The organism is Flavobacterium tistrianum (assembly GCF_003254545.1).
Classification (GTDB): Bacteria; Bacteroidota; Bacteroidia; order Flavobacteriales; family Flavobacteriaceae; genus Flavobacterium; species Flavobacterium tistrianum.
The window spans coordinates 73,535-95,314 of record NZ_QJRH01000066.1; the positions used below are offsets into that span (position 1 = coordinate 73,535).

A 21,780-nucleotide genomic window follows, 5' to 3' on the forward strand; every position below is an offset into this window, starting at 1 on the left:
TTAAAACAGTAATTATGCTTTATTATGCTTGTCTTCGATAGTGTGCTTCTCATCACTTGAAATCGTGTCAACCAATACTGGCGTAGCGATAAATAATGAAGAATAAGTACCAACGATAATACCAATTAACATTGCGAAGATAAATCCTCTGATAGATTCTCCACCGAAGATAAACATCGTTAATAATACGATAATCATCATTAATGAAGTATTCAATGTTCTAGATAATGTAGTATTAATAGAAGCGTTTACGATATCTTCGAAACTTCCTTTACGGTTTCCGATGATAAACTCTCTTACCCTGTCAAATACAATTACCGTATCGTTCATAGAGTAACCAATTACAGTCAAGATCGCAGCGATAAAGTGCTGATCCATTTCCATGTGGAATGGCATGAATTTGTAGCATAATGAATAAACTCCTAATACGAAGATTACGTCGTGAGCAACAGCTGCAATCGCACCTAATGAATATTGCCATTTACGGAAAGATACCATTAAGTATAAGAAAATAACTGCCATTGCACCAAGAACTGCCCAGTAAGAGTTAGTTTTAATATCCTCAGAGATAGAAGCTCCAACTTTAGACGCTTGCAATACACCTACTTTTTTACCATCAAATGAGTTGATGAATTTATCGTAAGTTGTATTTGGGAAATACTTCTGTAAAGCAGCATATAATTTTTGGTTTACTTCCTCATCAATAGCAACACCGTCTTCTTTAATTTTATATTTAGTAGTGATTTTCAATTGATCATCATCACCCAAAATTTTAGCCTCAACCGGAGTACCGAAAGCAGCAGATAATTCATCTGAAACTACAGTCGCATCAACTGGTTTTTCGAATTTAACTTGGAAAGTTCTTCCTCCAACAAAATCAACACCTTCATCTAATCCGTTAACGAAGAAGATAGAAACTAAACTTACAACAACTACAATTGAAGAGAAGATGTAAGTGAATTTTTTAATCTTAATAAAGTCAAAGTGGAAGTTTGTAAACCAATTTTTAGTAATGTTTGTAGAGAAAGTTAAATCTCCTTTTCCTGCAATATTTCTGTCAATGAAAATTCTAGCAATAAAGATAGAAGTAAACAATGAAGTTACAATACCAATTAATAATGTTAATGCGAAACCTTTGATAGGACCTGTTCCGAAAATGAATAAGATAGCCCCAGTTAAAACGTGAGTAACGTTCGCATCAATAATAGAACGCATTGCACCATGCCATCCGTAAGAAGCTTGAACTGCCTCAGAAAGAGATTTACCTTCACGCAATTCCTCTTTTGCTCTTTCGTAGATAATAATGTTCGCATCTACCGCTGTACCTAATGTAAGTACGATACCTGCAATACCTGGCAATGTTAATACAAAACCAAAACTTGCCATAATTCCGAATAAGAATAGTAAGTTTAATAATAAAGCAAGATTTGCATACCAACCCGCTTTACCATAATAGAATACCATCCAAACACAAACTAATAAGAAACCTAATACAGAAGAAATTGTACCTGCATCAATAGCTGCTTGTCCTAAAGATGGACCAACAACAGTTGATTGGATAATATCTGCAGAAGCTGGTAATTTACCTGCATTTAATACGTTAGCTAAATCTTTAGTTTCAGCTACGTCAAATGAACCTGTAATCTCAGATCTTCCTCCAGCAATAGGACCGCTTGTTACACCTGGAGCAGAATATACGATATCATCTAATACAATAGCAATGTAGCTTTTTTGAGCAAATGCTCTTCCTGTCAATTCTTCCCAAACTTTAGCACCTTGGCTGTTCATTTGCATAGAAACAGCTGGTTTACCCATTTGGTCAAAAGTATCTTTAGCGTCAGTTACAACACCACCACTCATTGCTGGGTTATTGTCTCTGTTTCCTTTTAAAGCATATAATTCAACAGCTTCGATATCAGCTGCGCTTTTAATATCTTTAGCTTTAGGATCTTTTATAGTTGTTGGCTTGCTCCATACAAATTTTGCATAGTGTTGATCAGCAGCCAATAATACTCTAATTTCCGGTCTTTTGAAATAATCATTGATAGCAGCAGTATCTTTAGGAGCAAAATAACCTAAAACTGGTCCACCACCCTGAACGATCATTTTATCAAATAAAGGATTGTTTCCTTTTTTAACATCAGAAGAATCTTTAGCATCTGTTAATAATGCATTTAATGAATCTTTAGCAACTGTTTTAGCTTCAGTCTTTTTAACTTCAGTTTTCTTTAAAGCTTCGTTTGCAGATACTAAGAAATTACCAATTTCTTCAATTTTGAAAGTTTCCCAAAATTCTAATTGAGCTTTTCCACCTAATAATTTTTTAATTCTATCAACATCCTTAGCACCTGGAAGCTCAACTAAGATTCTTCCTGTTTCTCCTAATTTTTGGATGTTTGGCTGTGTAACACCAAATTTATCGATACGCTCTCTTAATACTTTAAAAGCACTTTCTACAGACTCATCAACTTTTCTTTTGATAACTTTTTGAACTTGCGCATCAGACATTTGAAAGTCAACTCCACCTTCTCCTTGAAGACTTCTGTTAGCAAAAATATCTGGAGATGCTAATCTTACAGTTCCTTTTGAATTTGCTTCAAAAGCTTCAAAAAACTTATTTAAATATGTTTTGTTTCCTTCTAAGTTTGCAGATGCATCAGCTAATGATTTATTAAAAACTGGATTTTTAGAATTATTAGACAAACCTTTTAATACATCTTTAATAGAAATTTGAAGAATTACGTTGATTCCTCCTTCTAAGTCAAGACCTTTATTAAGCTGTTTGTTTTTCACTTCATTGTAAGTGAAATCAGTAAAACCAAGATTTAATACTTTTTCTTTACCAATAGAATCTAAATATTTCAGCTCCTTATCAGGATTATCTCCTGCAAAAGCTTTAGCTTCACTTTTGACACCATTTGCCACAAAAGTGAAGGATAGTTGGTAAATACTTACCAATGCAAATAGAATTGCGAAAAATTTAATAAGTCCTTTATTCTGCATTATTACTAAAAATTAATTATGTTTTATTTTTGTTTTTGTTTTAAAGTCCCATAAAATAAGCCCTGACATGATTTTTCAAAACAAAAAAACGAGATCACGAATTACCAATTTTTTTTTAAACCGAGCAAATATATAATTAACGAAAATATTAACCAATTTATTTATTAATTAATCTCAAAAAAAAAGCTGCAAAAGTGCAGCTTCTTTTCTTTTTTGCCGTTTTTATTATACTAAAATCGTTTTTAGGGCATCATTCATACTACGAACTGCATCTGCACTTTTAGCAAATAATGCCTTTTCCTGATCGTTTAATTTTATATCTACGATTTCTTCTACACCGTTTTTACCAATTATACATGGTACTCCTATACAGATATCATTCTGCCCATATTCTCCTTCTACAAAAACAGAACATGCAATCATTTTTTTCTGATCGTTCAAAATGCTATCTACTAAATAAGCCACAGAAGCACCTGGCGCATACCACGCTGAAGTTCCTAGAAGACCTGTAAGCGTTGCTCCTCCTACCATAGTATCAGCTGCAACTTTTTGCAATACTTCTTCCGAAAGAAACTGAGATACTGGAATCCCATTATAAGACGCTAAACGTGTTAACGGAATCATCGTTGTATCTCCATGACCCCCAATTACCATTGCTGAAATATCATTTGCTGGTTTATCTAAAGCTAATGAAAGATACGTTCTAAAACGAGAACTATCCAAAGCCCCTCCCATACCAATAATTCTATTTTTCGGAAGACCTGTAGCTTTTAAAGCCAAATACGTCATCGTATCCATCGGATTGGAAACTACAACAATAATTGTATTAGGCGAGTACTTTAATACGTTCTCAGCAACTGTCTTAACGATTCCTGCGTTGATGCCTATTAATTCTTCTCTTGTCATTCCTGGTTTTCTCGGAATTCCTGATGTAATTACTACTACATCGCTTCCTGCAGTTTTAGAATAATCGTTGGTAACGCCAGATACTCTAGTATTAAAACCAGTATTTGTCGCACATTGTGTAATATCCAATGCTTTACCTTCGGCAAAACCTTCTTTAATATCCAACAACACTACTTCGCTAGCAATTCCTCTATAAGAAATAACATCTGCACATGTAGCTCCAACATTTCCTGCTCCTACAATGGTAACTTTCATATTTTTTACTTTATCGGTTATTAATTTTGTCTATTCTTTAAAAAGACAATTCGTTTAATTGTCTAGTAAATTTAAACAATTAAACGAATTGAAATTATTAATTTTTCATTTTATGCGTCGATATTTGCGTAAACTGCATTTTTCTCGATAAACTCTCTACGTGGCGGTACTTCATCCCCCATTAACATAGAGAAAACTTGATCAGCTTCTGCAAGACTTTCAATATTTACTTGGCGTAAAGTTCTGAAATTCGGATCCATTGTAGTTTCCCATAATTGTTCTGCGTTCATCTCTCCAAGACCTTTATAACGCTGGATAGAAGCACTTCCTCCCATTCTTTCGTTAGCCTGATCACGCTGAACATCATTCCAAGCATATTCTTTTTTGTTTCCTTTTTTAACTAAATATAAAGGTGGCGCTGCGATATATACGTGACCTTCCTCAATAAGCTCTTTCATGAAACGGAAGAAGAACGTTAATATTAAGGTAGAAATGTGGCTACCATCGACATCGGCATCACACATGATGATTACCTTATGATATCTTAGTTTTTCTAAGTTAAGCGCTTTACTATCTTCTGCAGTTCCAACCGTAACTCCTAAAGCCGTAAAGATATTTCTGATCTCTTCGTTTTCGAATACTTTATGATGCATCGCTTTTTCAACATTCAAGATTTTACCACGTAATGGCAGAATCGCTTGAAAGTTACGATCACGTCCTTGTTTTGCTGTTCCACCAGCCGAATCTCCCTCGACAAGGTAAACCTCACATCTTGCTGGATCTTGTTCTGAGCAATCTGATAATTTACCTGGCAATCCACCACCGCCCATAACGGTTTTACGCTGCACCATTTCACGCGCTTTTTTAGCTGCGTGACGTGCCTGAGCTGCTAAGATTACTTTTTGGATAATTACTTTTGCATCATTTGGATTTTCCTCCAAATAATTTTCAAGCATTTCTCCAACTGCCTGAGAAACTGGAGAAACAACCTCTCTGTTTCCAAGCTTCGTTTTAGTTTGCCCTTCAAATTGAGGCTCAGCAACTTTTACCGAAATAATAGCTGTTAATCCTTCACGGAAATCATCTCCTGAGATTTCAAATTTCAATTTATCCAACATTCCAGAAGCATCGGCATATTTTTTAAGCGTTCTTGTCAAACCACTTCTAAAACCTTGCAAATGCGTTCCTCCTTCGTGCGTATTGATATTGTTTACATAAGAAAAAATATTCTCAGTATAACTTGTATTATAGATCAAAGCAACCTCAACTGGAATTTCACCTTTTTCGTGATCCATGCTGATTACGTGAGAAATAATTGGCTCACGGTTTCCATCTAAATAACGGATATATTCTTTTAATCCTTCATCTGAATGAAAAACTTCGCTTCTAAATTCTCCTTTTTCATCAACTTCTCTCTTATCTGTAAACGTAATTGTGATTCCTTTATTCAAGAAAGAAAGCTCACGCATACGAGCTGAAAGCGTATCGTATGAAAACTCAGTAGTCTGCTGAAAAATAGTATCATCTGGAAAGAAAGTCTGACGCGTACCTCTTTTCTCTGTTTCACCAATTTGTTTTACAGGATATAAGGCTTTTCCTCTTTCGTATTCCTGCTCATAAATTTTACCTTCTCTAAATACAGTAGATTTCATGTGAACAGAAAGGGCGTTTACTACAGAAACCCCAACCCCGTGCAAACCTCCTGAAACTTTATATGAATCTTTGTCGAATTTACCTCCGGCACCAATTTTTGTCATTACAACCTCAAGTGCAGAAACACCTTCTTTTTTATGCAAATCAACTGGAATACCACGTCCGTTATCTTCAACCGTAACAGAACCATCTTCGTTTATTGAGACACTAATCGCATCACAATGTCCTCCCATGGCCTCATCAATAGAGTTATCAACAACCTCATAAACTAAATGATGCAGTCCTCGAACCCCTACATCTCCAATATACATTGATGGACGCATTCTTACGTGCTCCATTCCCTCTAATGCCTGAATACTATCTGCTGAATAATTGTTCTTCTTGATTTCTTCGCTCATATAATTTATTCTAAAAATGTATTTACTGTCTAACACGCAAATATATAAAAACGCGAGCTATATACCCAGTAAATTACGACCTAAAGCACTTAAGTTATTAACACAATTGTCTGAAAAACCAAAAAATAATTAAAATTAAATTCCAATTTCTCAAATTACAAATTCCAAAAATGGAAATAACATAAAAAGCGATGCTTTTAAAATTCCAAAAATCAAATTCCAAATTCCAAAACTCAAACATACATTAAAATAAAAAAACCGAAACACATTTTATGCATTTCGGTTTTCTATAACGGAATCCAACTTGGAATTTGGAATTTAAAAATTTTGGAATTTCACCCTTAAGCAATCACAGTAGTTTTTACAGTTTCAAAATTTCCGTTTAAATGGGCAGCATTTGCTCTTCCGCTCGGATCTTGGTTTTCTTGCCATTTTGGAATCCATTTACGAACTGTTTGTGCCGCGCTGACCTGCGGATAGAATTTATGGAAAATCGATCTGTATAAGTACGCTTCTTTCGTTGTTGGTGAATTATATGGAAACTCCGCACTCGCTCCGGCCATTTGCTCGTCTGTTACTTGCGAGGCACAATATTCAATTAGTTCATCAACCCAATTATATCCAACTCCATCCGAAAATTGTTCTTTTTGACGCCATAAAACTTCTGAAGGTAAATATGGATCTTCTGGAGTATCAAAAGCTTTTCTTAAAATGTATTTTTCAACGCCATCATAAGTTTTTGGCTGTTTTTCTTCAGTTTTAATTCGAATTGCAACGTCTAAAAATTCTGTATCTAGAAACGGAATTCGCACTTCTAAACCATTTGCCATTGTCGTTTTATCTGCACGTAGCAAATCGGCTGTAAATAGTTTCTGTACTCTTTCTATAGTTTCATCTTGAAACTCTTCTTCCGATGGTGCATTTCTAAAATACAGATGTCCTCCAAAAATCTCATCTGCTCCCTCTCCAGACAAGATTACTTTTATTCCTTGATCGGCAATAGCTTTTGAAAGCAAATACATAGGAACACCAGATCTAACCGAAATGATATCATACGTCTCGATATGATAAATTACTTTTTCTAAAACCTTAACACCTTCTTCTACAGAAAAATGAATTTCATGATGCTCAGTTCCTAAAAATTCAGCTGCTTTTCTTGCCACAACATTATCAGGGGCATCAGCATCCAATCCGATAGAAAAAGAATGCAGTTTTTCGCCTTTCTCTTTTAGCAATCTTGACGTAATTGCCGAAATTAACGAAGTATCTAAGCCTCCTGACAACACAACCCCCAAAGGCACTTCTGCCAATAAACGTTTGCGCGTTGCCTGAATTAAACTTTCGCGAATTAACTCTAAATCTAATGGCTGAGTAGCATTTTTATGATCTTCGTATTCTGGACGATAGTATTTTACAAAACCTGTTTTTGCTGTATAATAATGTCCCGGAGGAAAAGTAGAAAACGATTTGCATTGGTCTGCAATTGATTTCATTTCTGACGAAAAATAAATTCGCCCTCTTTCATCCAGACCATAATACAAAGGTTTCACACCAATAGGGTCACGTCCAGCAATATATTTATCACCATCGATTACAACAAAGGCAAAATCTCCATCCAATTTGTTACAGAAATCGTATCCAAATTCTTCGTAAAGATGAACAATTACTTCTGAATCAGATTCTGTTCTAAAAGTATGATGCTTTAAAACTGTATTTTTAAGCTCTTTATAATTGTAGATTTCACCATCATGCACCATCCAAGCTTTACTAGTTCCTTGAATTGGCTGTTTCCCCGAATTAAGATCAATAATTGATAGGCTCTCATGGCAAAGTATACTGCCATTTTCCATAATATGAATATCGCTTTCATCAGGTCCGCGATGTGACATTCTCTCAGAAAGTTCTTTTACAAGCTTGGGGTCTTTTCCTTTGCCAATAACGGCTAACAATCCAGACATACTAATTTATTTTTTATTTTATTCTAATGAAGGAGCCTTAAATACGCTGTACATTAAAAAATCATTAAAATTTCCGCTTAAAAGCAAAACTAAATATTATTTTCTGCTTTCCTACATTTTGCATCCTAAAATTTCATGGTTTAACTTTTATTTCCACGAAAGTCAAACATCAAATAAATTTTAATCGATTACCAAAACTTTTTATTTTAACATATTGAAATACAGAAACTTTTTTAGACAAGAAAGACGCTCTCATAAAAGAACGTCTTTCGGCAATATATATACTAATTCTAAAAATTAAACTCTTAATTAGGCTTTCACATAAGCGTCATCATGAACATTTGCTACCGCTCTTCCTGATGGATCGTTTAGGTTTTTGAAAGCTTCATCCCATTCCAAAGCAATTTTTGTACTACATGCCACACTTGCTTCCTGAGGAACGCATAATGCCGCAGCATCACTTGGGAAATGTTCTGTAAAAATTGAACGATAGTAATACTCTTCTTTAGAAGTTGGCGTTTGCAATGGGAATTTAAATCTCGCATTTGCCAATTGCTCGTCTGAAACTTCTCTAGCTACTACTTCTTTCAAAGTATCAATCCAACTGTATCCTACTCCATCAGAAAACTGCTCTTTTTGTCTCCAAGCAACACTTTCTGGAAGCATATCTTCAAAAGCTTTACGAACAACCCATTTTTCCATTGGGTGCTCTTTGTTGATCATTTTATCTTGTGGGTTGATGCGCATGGCAACATCCATAAATTCTTTATCTAAGAATGGCACACGACCTTCAATTCCCCAAGCAGCTAAACTTTTGTTTGCACGTAAACAATCGTACATGTGAAGTTTTCCTAATTTACGAACGTTTTCTTCGTGGAATTCTTTAGCATTTGGCGCTTTGTGGAAATATAAATATCCTCCGAACAACTCATCTGCACCTTCTCCTGAAAGAACCATTTTGATTCCCATAGATTTGATCACTCTCGCCATTAACCACATTGGAGTCGAAGCTCTAACTGTAGTTACGTCGTATGTTTCTAAGTTGTAAATTACATCACGAACCGCATCTAATCCTTCTTGGATAGTAAATTTGATTTCATGGTGAATAGTTCCGATATGATCTGCTACTTTTCTCGCTGCAGCTAAATCTGGAGAACCTTCTAATCCAACTGAGAAAGAGTGCAATTGCGGATACCAAGCATCTGTAGTATCATCTGACTCAATTCTTTTTTGAGCAAATTTCTTAGCTACAGCCGAAGTAATAGAAGAATCTAAACCTCCAGAAAGTAAAACTCCATAAGGAACATCGCTCATTAATTGTCTGTGAACCGCGGCTTCTAATGCTTTTCTGATTTCTGGAATACTTGTTTCGTTGTCTTTCACTGCATCATATTCTGTCCAGTCTCTTTTGTACCATTGTACAAATTCACCATCTTTACTTGATAAATAATGTCCTGGAGGGAATAATTCGATTTTTGTGCAATATCCTTCTAAAGCTTTTAACTCAGAAGCTACGTAGAAAGTTCCGTGTTGATCCCATCCAATATATAATGGAATAATTCCCATGTGGTCACGAGCAACGAAATACTCATCTTTATCAACATCATAAATTGCAAATCCGAAGATTCCGTTTAATTCATCAACGAAGTCTACTCCTTTTTCTTTATATAAAGCTAAAATAACTTCACAGTCACTTTCAGTTTGAAAGTTATATTTACCAGCAAATTGTTTACGAAGATCTCTGTGGTTGTAAATTTCACCATTCGCAGCCAAAACCAATTTTTTATCTTCAGTAAATAAAGGTTGTTTTCCTGACGCTGGATCTACAATTGCCAAACGCTCGTGAGAAAGAATCGCTTTATCATTGCTGAAAATCCCGCTCCAGTCTGGTCCACGGTGACGAATGATTTTTGACATTTCTAATACTTGAGGTCTTAACGCTTCGGCTTTTTGTTTAAGATCAAAGGCACATACAATTCCGCACATAATTTTATATTTTAATTCTTTAAATTTTATTTTGATAGGGCAAAGATGTGATATTAGTTACAATTGAAAAACACAAACTCAAATATCAATTACAATTATCAATCAAAAAAATCAATTTGCATATAAAATGTAAAATTTTAGCATTAAAAAAAGGCCTAAACTTTAAATCCTTAATTTTAAGCACAAAACTGCTTTCAAATTGAAAGTTTAAAGCGGTTTTTTGAAATAAATTTTGAGTTATTTCAGTCCGAATGAAGAATTCGTAAAGAGAAGAAAGAAAGTTGTTCTGGAATTGTAGTTTATATAAATTATTCTATTTCAGCTAGTTTGTCATTTCGAGGGACGAGAAATGACAAATTGTATGGAATTACTTTATGTCTGATCTTTATAAAACTTTGTCAAAGTTTGAAACCTTGACAAAGTTGTTCATAGACTGATACATTATTCAACGCTTTGAATAGTATAATGCGTCTTATTTATTTCAAACTGAAAACCTGCTTTATTTCCCATTAAATGATTCCCCAAAGGAGATTGCGGAGAAAGCGCAATAACATTGATTCCGTCAATTGCAATTTTTGGAAGCGCAACACTCACATATAAATAGATTCCGTTTGCTTTTACTAAACTGCCTAGAACAATATTTTCTGTTGTTTTAAGTGGATCTATTTTATCTAGAATTGCTTTTTGTTCTAATGCTTCTTTTAATTTATTGGTCAGTTTCTCCTGTTCGATGTGCATCATTGACAAAGCGGTTTCGTGTTTATCACCAGCTGAACCTTTGGCATCGTTTTTTGAATCTTCGGTCAAGCCTGAAATCATGTCTTTAAAAACATCGATTCGATCTTGAACCATTTGAGTATAGTGAGAATATATTTTTTCTTTGAAAGTCATTTTTTTTAAAGGTACTGAGGTTCTGAGGGACAAAGGTGCAAAGGTTTTTCTTTTTTGTCTAAATTTTTATTCGAAAAATTGACTCGGATAAATTACTTCTCCGCTAATACCTAATAAAGCGTTTTCTGTTAATGCGATTACCATACAGTTTTCAGCTGGAACATCAAAAGGCATTTTGATATTGTATTTTTTGCAAAGTTCATATCCGAATCTTGGATAATAATCTTGATGTCCTAATAAAATGACTGATTTATAACCTAGACTTTTTGCAATTTCATGTCCTTGTAAAATAAGTTTAGAGCCGATTCCTTTTCCTTGAAATTCTGGAAGAACTGAAACTGGAGCGAGCGCCAAAGATTCAAATGAGTTTAAATCATTTTTAATTTTCAGTTTGGTAAATAAAATATGTCCGACTATTTTATTATCAAGTTCTGCAACAATAGACAGTTCTGGAATAAAAGCATCCGATTTTCTTAATCTTTCTACCAAAAACTGTTCTTTATGATCGCTATATTCTTCCTTTTCAAAAGCTTTTTCAATCAAATGAAAAACACTTTCAAAATCATTTTTATTTTCTTGACGTAATGTAATTTCCATTTTATAAAATTAAAAAAAACAGCCACGAATTCACGAATCTACTCCAAAAAATTCATGAGCTCATGGCTGAAAAAAAAAGGCACATTCATTTAAAATGTTTTAGTGCCTAGGTATCTTTATGGCAAAGATGTCTTAAAAATCAAATTTATAGTTTGCGCCTCCTAAAACCTGGAATCCTTGTACAGGATAATTCAACCATTTTTCGTAAGCCTGATTTCCTATATTATTCAGTTTCAAGAAAAACGTCAATCTTTCGTTGAATTTATAACCTACATGCGCATTCGCATCAAAATAGCTCTTTAAAGTAATTGGCGTTTCATCAATTCCTAAAGAAGTATTGGTCTGCATATCTTTTCTTTCTCCAACATAAAACACATTCAATCCTGCATACCACTGCTTAGTAATATTAACGTCTAAAGTCGAGCTTAATTTCATTGTTGGCAAATTCCATGCTTCAACTACGTTATCAGTATTATAACTATTAAAAGTTCCGTTGATTCCGAAAGTTACATTTTCAGAGAAATCGGCTTTTAATTCTCCGTAAAAACGGAAAGTTCTAATATCCTCATATACAACTCCAAATGAGTTTCCGAAAGCGTAATCTTCGTTTGTAATTACTTCTGTATAATCATTTGCCTTAAACAGCGCTTTGTCTTTTTCGTTTAAATAAGAAGCAGTCAAATTATAATTTACATTGTTCGCCAATTTTCCTTTTAATCCAGCAAAAACATTGTATTGCGTGCTCGACGGACGCATGTTTAAAGTTGGAGACAAAAACGGATTTTCAGTCACAAAATCAGCATAAGAATTCTGATTCAAACCTCCATTAACTCCTGTATAGAAAATCATTAAATCGCCAACCAATTTATAAGAAGCATTCACTTTTGGATAGAAATAAAATTTATTACCACTGTTTTCAGAATCTGCACTATAATAAATTCCAGCTCCTAATTCTAATGTCCATTCGTTTTCATTGATTACAAAACTTGGTTCTATTCCAACATTAGTAAAACTATATTTTAAAGCTTCTGTATTATCTTGGAAATAATTGTTTTTGAAAGAACCGCTTACGTGATCTACAATAACATTAGTTTTAATTGCCTGATCCATAACATCAACAGTAAAAGTTGGCTTTACATAAAATCTGTTTTCAGAAGAAGAATAACTGTCTGAAAAATGAGTGAATTTAGTAGATATTTTGCTAAAAATACTTTCTGTAAATTCTGCATTTCCGCCAACCCAAATGGTATTATACGAATGATCTGGATTGATACTATTTACCAAATCATAACGCTGATCTGGAATTGTTGATCCAAAATCTGATGGAAGTCCGTACCAGTTGTAAATCTGATTTTGATATCCTAAATCTACGCCCCAAGTATTATCTCTATTGTTTTGACCGTAACCAACATTAATTGATGTATCATAAAATTCATCATTCAATTCCACGTCTTTAATTCCACCTTGAGAAGAGTGATGACGAAACATTCCCGCCACATAATCATTATTCCCTAAATCCTGATTTACGAATAATTCTCCATTTAAAGTACCATAATTTCCAACTCCTAAAGTCGCATAATTATTAAACAATTTTTCTCTTTTAGCTTTCTCCACACCTTCTGCTTTTCCTTTTGAAGGTGTAAAAGTCGAAGCCACAGGAACAGACAAAATACTGTATTTAATAACTTCTTTCGGCTGATTACCGCTGTCGTCAAGCGAAGGTGTTTCTTTCACTTTAAAAGCATCTGAAATAGTCGGCGAATACGGTTTTACTACGTTTACAGTTTCGGTCCCGATACTTTCATTTTTTTTCACTTGCGAAAACGAAAACTGGACAGCAAATAATACTAGTAAAACGATAATTTTATACTGGCAATTTAATTTCATATTTCTTTCTTTTAAGAGGTTAAGAAGAAAGAAACAAGAGAAAAGATCTATATTAAATCTTAATTTCTTTTCTCAAAACTCTTTGTTCTATCCTCTATTCTATTATCTAAATCTAAAAATTCTTTTTTCTTGACTCTTGATTTTATGTCTTTCTTCTTGCTTCTTTCTTCTAAAGTCTAAGCTTCCCATTCGCCTTTTGCAATAAATTGAGCTTTCCCTCCTATTCTAATATCAAAAAGATCTCCGGTTAGTTTTCCATCAAAATAAATCTCAGAAGGACGACCAATGTAATCTCCCTGATGGTTTGTTACTTCAATTTCAGGAGAATGATATTTTAAAAGATATGCTTGCAGACAAGTACTTGCACTTCCCGTTGCCGCATCTTCTACCAATTGATTATTTTCTATACATAACATTCTGGTTGCCAACTTCGAATCTTCAAAACTATAAAAATACAGTGCTCTGTGATCTGTTTTACAATGCTGTTTCAACCATTTATCGGTTTTATCTTTATCTAAAACCAAATTCTCTAAAGCTCTTTTGCTGTTTAACGGAACAATCACAAATGCACTTCCCGTAGTGACTTCTTGTATCAAATATTGATTATCAAAATCATCAATTGTCAAGTTACTGAAAGATGGAAAGTCTTCTTTTGCAAAAACATCCCAAAACTTTGGCTGAGCTGCTTTTAGCCAAATCAAATCTTCGGTTTTATTGATTGCAATTGGTCCAATTGGCACTTCTAATTTTATTTCGTTAGGCGAATTATCAAAAATCTTATTCATCAGAACCCAAGAAGTCCCAATGATTGGATGGCCTGCAAACTGCATTTCGTGAGCAGGAGTAAAAATTCTAATTTCTGCTTTGTTATTGGCTTTATCCAGTTTTGTTACAAACGTGCTTTCCGCAAAATTAATTTCGCGTGCCATATGCTGCATTTGTTCTGTACTTAGATTTTCTGCATCCATAAAAACCGCCAACTGATTTCCAGCATATTTTTTATCGGCAAAAACATCAACTATATAAAAAGGTAAACTCATTTCTTTCTTTTTTTTCTTTAGAAGCAAGAGAAAAGACTTTATCTAAAAATCTTGCTTCTTGTCTCTTTTCTCTATTTTTCTCTTTCTTATCTATTAATCGACGAATTTGTTTTAGACTCTTCTGCTTTAATAGCTCCTAATTCTTTTTTCGCTTCATCAACAATATCTGGGTAATCTGTAAAATTGTTGATTACATTATCCAAAATATATGTCGCCTGATAACTGTCTTTTAATCCGTAGAAGTTTTTCGCCATTAGCACCAAACCTTTTGCTCCGTAATATTTGTAAGCAGAATAGCTTTTTGCTAGTTTTTGGACTGCAGTATTCGAAGCATCAAATTTCCCTTCTTTAGTTTTAAAGTACGCATCGTAATATAAAGCTTCAGCAGCCAACTCTCCTTTTGAAGTTGTCATTAATTTAGCGTAAGCTGTTTTCGCTTTATCTTCATTTCCTGTTTGAATAGCCGCTCTTGCTACAATGATTTGAGCATCGGCTTTTACTCCTGCATCAGATTTTGGGTTTTCTAAAACTTTCTCTGCAGCTGTAACCGAATTGTCATAATCTTTTTTGTCATAATAACATTTCATTAGGTTTGCTTGCGCGAAAGTTTTGTTCTGCGGATAATCAGCTTCGCTTTCTAGACGTTTTAAAACTGGAATCGCTTTATCACAATCTTTTGCTTTCAGATATATTTGAGCCAATCTATTTAAAGCTTGTTCTGTAAATTCATTTCTTGGCTGATCGATTACATATTGATAATTTGATGTCGATTTTGTTTCAGAACCTTCAGCATAATACAATTGCGCCAGATAGAAATTAGCTTCTAAAGCGTGTAATCCCGCTGGGAATTTGTTCACATAACCACCGAAACCTGTAATCGCAGCTTTGCTATTGTTTTGGCTATATTGTTTAAAAGCAGCATCATAAGTATCGTTGTCTAATTCAGCATCTGAAACTTCAACAAAATCTAAAGTGCGAACCCAAGTTGCATATTCGTCTACTTTTCCTGAATCTACATAAATTAATCTAGCGGTTGCAACTGCCTCTAAAGCCTCTGGAGTTTTCGGGAATTCGGCAGCCACTTTTTTGAATTTTGTTAAAGCTTGTTGGTCGTGATCTGAATTATAATAAATCAGACCTTGTTTTAAGATTGCTTTTGAAGTAAAAGATCCGTTTTGGAATTCTGAAATTAACTGATCATACGTTTTCAAAGCCTGATCGTTTTTCTTTTCTGCAACATAAGTATTTCCTAATTCGAACAAAGCATCATCTCTGTAAGACGATTTTTTGTACATCTGAAGGAAATTATTCAATTCATCAACTTTCTTCGCATTATTTGACATGAATCCGTAAGAAAGTGCTTTTTGGAATTGCGCATAATCAGCATCTACACCTTTTGCAGCGATTGCTTTTGCATAGGCTTCATTTGCTGCACTATATTTTGAAGTTACAAAACGACAATCTCCTAAACGCAAATAAGAATCGTTTAAACGAACTTTATCTGAAGGCGAATTATCAATCTGAGCTTGAAAAGAATTTGCCGCTTGATCGTATTCTTTCAGTTTAAAATACGTGTAACCAATATTATAATTGATGTTTTTATATTCGTCTGTAGATTTTGCAGCGGCCATTCCTGCAAACTGCTTGTACGTTAATAAAGCATTTTGCATATCGTCGTTCAAATATTCTGTTTCTGCTTTCCAGAAAGTGGCACGCGCTGTAAACTCAGGAGTTTTTTGTTCACTGATGGCACTTTTAAATAATTTACCTGCTTCTTGGTAATTATTTTCGTTATATAATTCCAATCCGCGGTAAAAAAGCACTTTTTGGTATGCCGCTTTGTTTTCAGCACTTCTATTTTTTTCTAATAAAACTAACGCTTCTTTGTAATTTTTAGAAGAAATATAAGAATCAACCAAAAGTTTTTCTACTTCTGCACGACTTGAATTATTTGGATATTTTTTAAGGAACTCTAATAAAATCCCTGGAACAGCTTGATAAGCATTTCCGATATCATAACTCAATTTAGCATAATTTAAAGCCGCATCTTCTTGAATCTGTGTATTAAAATCCATTTCAGAAGCATTCTTGAAAGCATTTAAAGCCTCTTGCTTTTTACCCGTATTTAAATAACTTAAACCTAAATGATAATAAGCATTTTGAGCTACGAAATCTTTTCCTTCAATAATTTTATTGAACTGAGAAATCGCTTTTTCGTAGTCTTTCTGCTCATAATACGCATAACCTAACTGATAGAAATCTGTATTGTTCCATTTCCCTTTTTTACCAGCATATTTCTCCAAATACGGAATTGCTTTTCCGTATTGTTTTAAGTTGAAATAACTTTCTCCAATAATCTTATTCAGTTCCGATTTTTCAATATCGTTCGATTTATTCATGGCTACCAATCCTAAATCAATCGCTTTTTGGAAATTTCCTAATTTGAAATTCATGTCGGCTTGATAATACGACAGCTTTTCTTTGTATTTCTCCTCGCCCGAAACCTCATCAAAATATTTAGTCGCTTCTTTGTAATCATCGCCTTCATATGCCATAAATCCCAAGTAATATTTGGCCTGAGAACCATATTCTTTAGAATTAACAACTTTATTGAAATAATTGGTGGCTTCTTTTTTCTTTTTAGCATTAAAATAGCTGTAGCCTTTCATGAAGTTAAACTTATCCGATTCGGTTTTACTCATGTAGCTTTCGTCTACTTTATCAAACCATTGCAATGCTTTTGGGTAATTTCCCTGTTCGAAGAAAAATTGAGCAGCCTCGATATAAGCTTGATTTTGTTTGGTGCTCGTTGGATAATCATTAACAAATTGTTCCACCAAAGCATCGGCATTTGCTTTGTTTGTTCTTATAGCACAATTGGCAATATAGAAAGCACAATCCGATTGAACTTCTTCGTTAGTCGCATTGTATTTTACTTTTTCAAAAATCAATTGAGCCGAAGCATATTGTTTATCATTATATAAAGCCAGTGCTTTGTCAAAATCCTTTAATTCGTAAGTATAAATAGCCGATTTCTGTGCCGAAGCTATAGTCGAAGCAAGGATAATTTGGAATAAAAAGAACCTGGAAAGTTTACGCATTGTAATAATATTTAGTATTCAAATGTATCATTTTATACGGGTTATAACGAAACGTTTTGCCGTTTTATTATGAACAAATATTCCATAATTCCCATTTAAGCGTATTACAAAAATTGATTCTGAACTACAATTAGCACTATAAGTTATTCTAAGCTAGGAACTTTTGGAAGATCAATCAAAATGATCTCACATTGCTTACATGGTTTAATTTTTCCTCTCTTTTTCTAGAATTTTTCTTAAGAAATGATTGAAATTTATTTTGAATCCAAGCGTTATCTTATTACTTTTACCATTCAAACTAATTTTATTATGTCACAAACCGTACTGTCTCTTAAAGAAGTCACTATATATCAAGAAGGAAGAAAAATTATATCTCACATTAATTTAGATGTTAAACATGGTGAGTTTATCTACATTATCGGGAAAACTGGTTCTGGAAAAAGTAGTTTCCTAAAAACTTTGTATGCTGATTTACCGTTAATTGAAGGTGAAGGACATATTGTTGAATTTGATTTGGCTACTTTAAAAGAAAAAGATATTCCTTACTTGAGACGTAAAATCGGAATCGTATTTCAAGATTTCAAACTGCTTCCTGACCGTTCTATAAAAGACAATATGCTTTTTGTTCTTAAAGCAACTGGCTGGACAGAAAAAGAAGCAATGGAACATAAAATTGATGAAGTTTTGGACAAAGTAGGCATGAAAGATTTTGTAAACAAAATGCCTCATCAGCTTTCTGGTGGAGAACAGCAGCGTGTTGCAATTGCAAGAGCATTGCTTAACGATCCAGAATTTATTTTAGCAGATGAACCAACAGGAAACCTTGATCCTCAAACAAGTTCTGAAGTATTAGAAGTGTTAAAAGCAATCAACGCAGCTGGTAAAACTGTTATCATGGCAACTCACGATTATGCTTTATTAATGAAATTCCCATCTAAGACTTTGAAATGTGAAGATGAAAGAATCTTCGAAGTAGTGCAAAGAAGCGTGTAATGCTTTCTATTTTAATTCCGGTTTACAATTATGATGTTTTTAAACTTGTTTTAGAACTTAAACATCAGGCTGATGATTTAGGAATTATATATGAAATCATTGTTCAAGATGATTCCAGCAGGAAATTTATTGAAGAAAACAATCAAATAAATTCTTTAGAAAACTGCCTTTTTTCTATTAATAGCGAAAATTTAGGAAGAGGCAGAAATATCAACTCTTTGTGCTCTAAATCAAAATTTGATTATGTTTTGATTATGGAAGCTGATGCCTTTCCGGAAAATAAATTTTATCTCAAAAATTATACTGATTTGCTATCAAAAGCGCCAGATGTCATTTTTGGAGGCGTTAAGTACTCAGATAGTATTCCTTCACAAGAAAAAATACTTCGATGGAAATATGGCAGAAAAAGAGAAGTTAGATCTTTGAGTCAAAGACTTCAAAACAATTATGATTTTGTTTTTACATGGAATTTGCTTTTAAAAAGAGAAATTCTTTGGCAATATCCGTTTCCTGAATTTATTAACGAATATGGTTATGAAGATCTTGTTTTTATAAAAAAGCTTCAATTAAATTCGGTGCCTATTACTCATATTGAAAATTTACTAATTCATTGTAATGATGAAAATAGTACTGACTTTATCAATAAAACCGAAAAAGCTGCTAGAAATCTTTACAACTTAATTTCTTCTGGAAAAATTGATTCTAAAGATGTTAAACTAACTAAGGTTTATCTCATTTTAGAAAAGTTTCATTTAAACCGAATTTTTAGATCAATTTATAGAGGAAGTAAAAAACAGATGCTTCATAATTTAACTTCAAAAAATCCTAATTTGCATGTATTAGATTTTTATAAATTGGGTTATTATTGTGATTTAAAACAATAAACTATTATGGCTTTCTTTTCTGTTGTTATTCCTTTATTCAATAAGGCAAATCATATCGAAAATACCATTAAAAGTATTCTAAACCAAACTTTTACTGACTATGAAATTATTATAGTAAATGATGGATCTACTGACAATGGCGAAACTTTAGTGCGTGATTTTAATGACGAAAGAATCCAGATTTACAGTCAAAAAAATCAAGGCGTTTCTGGTGCACGAAATCTAGGAATAGAGAAATCAAAAGGAAAATTGATTGCGTTTATGGATGCAGACGATTTTTGGTTTCCAGATCATTTGCAGGAGTTAGCCATTTTATATCGCGATTTTCCAGATTGTGGCATTTATTGTTCACGCCATAAAATCAGAATATCAAAAAAACATTTTCAAATTCCTGTTTATAATGGAATAGATCAATCTTTTAGAGGAATTGTTCCTGATTATTTTTTCTCAAACAGACCTTTTAGGATTACGTGGACTTCATCTCTGGCAATTCCGAAGGAAATAATAGAAAAAAATGGAGGATTTACACCAAATGTAACAAATGGTCAGGATTTAGAATTATGGACTAAAATAGGAATAAGATACCCAATCGCTCTCACAAATAAAACAACTGCCATTTATAATTACAATATACCAAATAGTCTTTCAAAAAATAATCTCAACTCAATGAAGTTGATGGATTTTGAGCAATTCAAAATTTCAGAAAAAGAGAACCCATCTCTCAAGAGTTTTCTCGATTTATACCGAATTGAATACGGTCTTCGCTATTATACTTTTGGGAATAAAGAAAAAGCAAGTTTTTATCTAAAAGATGTTGATCAGCAAAATATCAGTTTAAAGATTAAGCTTTTACTAAAAATGCCTGCTGTTTTTCTGCGCTCGTTTTTAAAACTAAAAAATACTTTAAAAAGATTTGGGTTTGACTTTTCTATTTACAATTAACGTATTTTACAAATTCATCAAAATCGCGAATATATTCCTCTTCAATATACACTTCCGAAGCTACAACCAAACAAATCGAACCTGACGAAAAATTTCTAAGTTCTCTCCAAATCCCAGATTTGATCAAGAGACCTTCATAAGGTTTGTTTAAAGTAACAATTGTTTCTTCTTTCCCGTCATTTAAAACCACATCAAAACTTCCGCTTAAAGCGACTAGAAACTGCTGCAAATCTTTATGCGCATGCCCGCCTCGCTCCGATCCTGTTGGCACGTCATATAAATAATACACTCTTTTGATATCAAAAGGAATTGTGTCGTTCTCGATTACAGATAAATTTCCTCTTCGTTCTTCAATTTTCGGGATTGGAATAATTTGGAAACCGCTATTATTTATTTTCATTTTGGATTTGTTCAAATTTTATATGTCCTTTTTTTGCACCTAGCAAAACGGTTTTGATGTCTTTCAATTTTATTTTGTTTTGTTTTAAATCAAAAAACAGTTTGAGATACAGCCAAAAAAGATATTTCTTTTTAAAGATTCTCGAAAACAAAGCGCCTTGTATATAATATTTATCATCTATGCTTTTCTTTTCTGAAGAAGTCTTGCTTTCATGCATTACAATTATCTGAGGCTCAAAAACAAGCTGTTTCTGGTTTGCTTTCAAATCTGATAAAAAAATGGCTTCTTCTCCTATTTCGAAAACGGCACCTAAACCAAAATTTTCATCAAATCGTATTTTAGTTTCATCTATAGACTTTTTACTTAAAGTCATTTCAATTGAACTTGCATTCAGAATATCGAAAATACTCAAATTGGGTTTAAAATCTAAAGGATATTTTTTAATTAAATTTCCACCTGTATTTTCCGCTTCAAAATTTATTACAGCTGCTTCTGGAAATTTATTATATGTGTCAATTATTTTAACTGCAAATCCATCTTTATAAACAATATCATCATCAGCAATAACCAGAATTTTTCCAATTGCATTTTCGAGAGCCAAATTTCGGCTTTTTGCCAAACCTTTTTCAAAGGAATTTATAACTCTAATATTAGAATAATCAGAAGTTAAGATTTTCTCTTTTTGAGTTTGATTTATAATTAAAATAGAAAAATTAGAAAAATGCGAATATGGAAACATTGGAATTAAAAAATCTAATGAATCTTGGTTCATTGTAGAGATTAAAATTTCGATGTCACTCTCTTTAAAAAAGTTATCCAAATTATTCTTCATAGTTAAACAAATATAGAAATACTAAATAGTAGTTTCGATTTAATTTTTACAAAA

At 33.2% G+C, this 21,780-nt stretch carries 15 protein-coding genes; 3 read left to right on the plus strand and 12 right to left on the minus strand.

The annotated features are described in order from the left end of the window. Positions 1-12: 12 nt before the first annotated feature. The 10 genes from secDF to DMB71_RS08465 form a co-directional block, all read right to left on the minus strand. Entirely contained in the window at positions 13-3,003 is a 2,991-nt protein-coding gene (gene secDF / locus DMB71_RS08420) for a protein translocase subunit SecDF (RefSeq protein ID WP_111365254.1), read from the minus strand. 225 nt (positions 3,004-3,228) lie between these two features. Further along, positions 3,229-4,164 carry a malate dehydrogenase gene (mdh, locus tag DMB71_RS08425; RefSeq protein WP_008462261.1) on the minus strand — a complete coding sequence of 312 codons (936 nt, stop codon included), beginning with the start codon at positions 4,162-4,164 and terminating at the stop codon, positions 3,229-3,231. A gap of 110 nt (positions 4,165-4,274) precedes the next feature. Further along, a complete protein-coding gene (gyrB, locus tag DMB71_RS08430; RefSeq protein WP_111365256.1) occupies positions 4,275-6,215 on the minus strand; it encodes a DNA topoisomerase (ATP-hydrolyzing) subunit B in 1,941 nt (646 codons plus the stop codon). A gap of 341 nt (positions 6,216-6,556) precedes the next feature. Beyond that, on the minus strand, positions 6,557-8,173 hold the full coding sequence (gene asnB, locus DMB71_RS08435) for an asparagine synthase B (protein WP_111365257.1): 1,617 nt from the start codon (positions 8,171-8,173) through the stop codon (positions 6,557-6,559). Between the two features lie 309 nt (positions 8,174-8,482). Further along, positions 8,483-10,159, minus strand: coding sequence for an asparagine synthase B (gene asnB / locus DMB71_RS08440; protein WP_111365259.1), 1,677 nt, complete (start codon positions 10,157-10,159; stop codon positions 8,483-8,485). Between the two features lie 441 nt (positions 10,160-10,600). Continuing rightward, positions 10,601-11,050 (minus strand): hypothetical protein, encoded by a 450-nt coding sequence (locus DMB71_RS08445; RefSeq protein ID WP_111365260.1) that lies wholly within the window; start codon positions 11,048-11,050, stop codon positions 10,601-10,603. A gap of 66 nt (positions 11,051-11,116) precedes the next feature. Continuing rightward, positions 11,117-11,647 carry a GNAT family N-acetyltransferase gene (locus tag DMB71_RS08450; protein WP_111365262.1) on the minus strand — a complete coding sequence of 177 codons (531 nt, stop codon included), beginning with the start codon at positions 11,645-11,647 and terminating at the stop codon, positions 11,117-11,119. Between the two features lie 132 nt (positions 11,648-11,779). Continuing rightward, positions 11,780-13,534 (minus strand): TonB-dependent receptor, encoded by a 1,755-nt coding sequence (locus DMB71_RS08455; RefSeq protein ID WP_111365263.1) that lies wholly within the window; start codon positions 13,532-13,534, stop codon positions 11,780-11,782. Between the two features lie 176 nt (positions 13,535-13,710). Next, positions 13,711-14,574 (minus strand): PhzF family phenazine biosynthesis protein, encoded by an 864-nt coding sequence (locus DMB71_RS08460; RefSeq protein WP_111365265.1) that lies wholly within the window; start codon positions 14,572-14,574, stop codon positions 13,711-13,713. A gap of 86 nt (positions 14,575-14,660) precedes the next feature. Further along, a complete protein-coding gene (locus tag DMB71_RS08465) occupies positions 14,661-17,675 on the minus strand; it encodes a tetratricopeptide repeat protein (protein WP_111365266.1) in 3,015 nt (1,004 codons plus the stop codon). A gap of 309 nt (positions 17,676-17,984) precedes the next feature. On the opposite strand from DMB71_RS08465, the gene DMB71_RS08470 reads away from it, so the two are divergent. From DMB71_RS08470 to DMB71_RS08480, 3 genes are read left to right on the plus strand one after another with little or no spacing between them, the layout of a single operon-like run. After that, positions 17,985-18,668: a cell division ATP-binding protein FtsE gene (locus DMB71_RS08470; protein WP_111365475.1), complete on the plus strand. Its 684-nt coding sequence runs from the start codon at positions 17,985-17,987 to the stop codon at positions 18,666-18,668. After that, positions 18,668-19,552 carry a glycosyltransferase family 2 protein gene (locus tag DMB71_RS08475; RefSeq protein ID WP_111365268.1) on the plus strand — a complete coding sequence of 295 codons (885 nt, stop codon included), beginning with the start codon at positions 18,668-18,670 and terminating at the stop codon, positions 19,550-19,552. The genes DMB71_RS08470 and DMB71_RS08475 overlap by 1 nt, the downstream gene beginning before the upstream one ends. A gap of 6 nt (positions 19,553-19,558) precedes the next feature. Continuing rightward, positions 19,559-20,494 (plus strand): glycosyltransferase family 2 protein, encoded by a 936-nt coding sequence (locus DMB71_RS08480; protein WP_111365269.1) that lies wholly within the window; start codon positions 19,559-19,561, stop codon positions 20,492-20,494. Here DMB71_RS08480 and DMB71_RS08485 read toward each other — a convergent pair. Then, positions 20,481-20,894: a sugar 3,4-ketoisomerase gene (locus DMB71_RS08485; RefSeq protein WP_111365271.1), complete on the minus strand. Its 414-nt coding sequence runs from the start codon at positions 20,892-20,894 to the stop codon at positions 20,481-20,483. The two genes, DMB71_RS08480 and DMB71_RS08485, sit on opposite strands and share 14 nt — an antisense overlap. Beyond that, positions 20,881-21,726 (minus strand): glycosyltransferase family 2 protein, encoded by an 846-nt coding sequence (locus DMB71_RS08490; RefSeq protein WP_111365273.1) that lies wholly within the window; start codon positions 21,724-21,726, stop codon positions 20,881-20,883. The genes DMB71_RS08485 and DMB71_RS08490 overlap by 14 nt, the downstream gene beginning before the upstream one ends. Between the last annotated feature and the right edge of the window lie 54 nt (positions 21,727-21,780).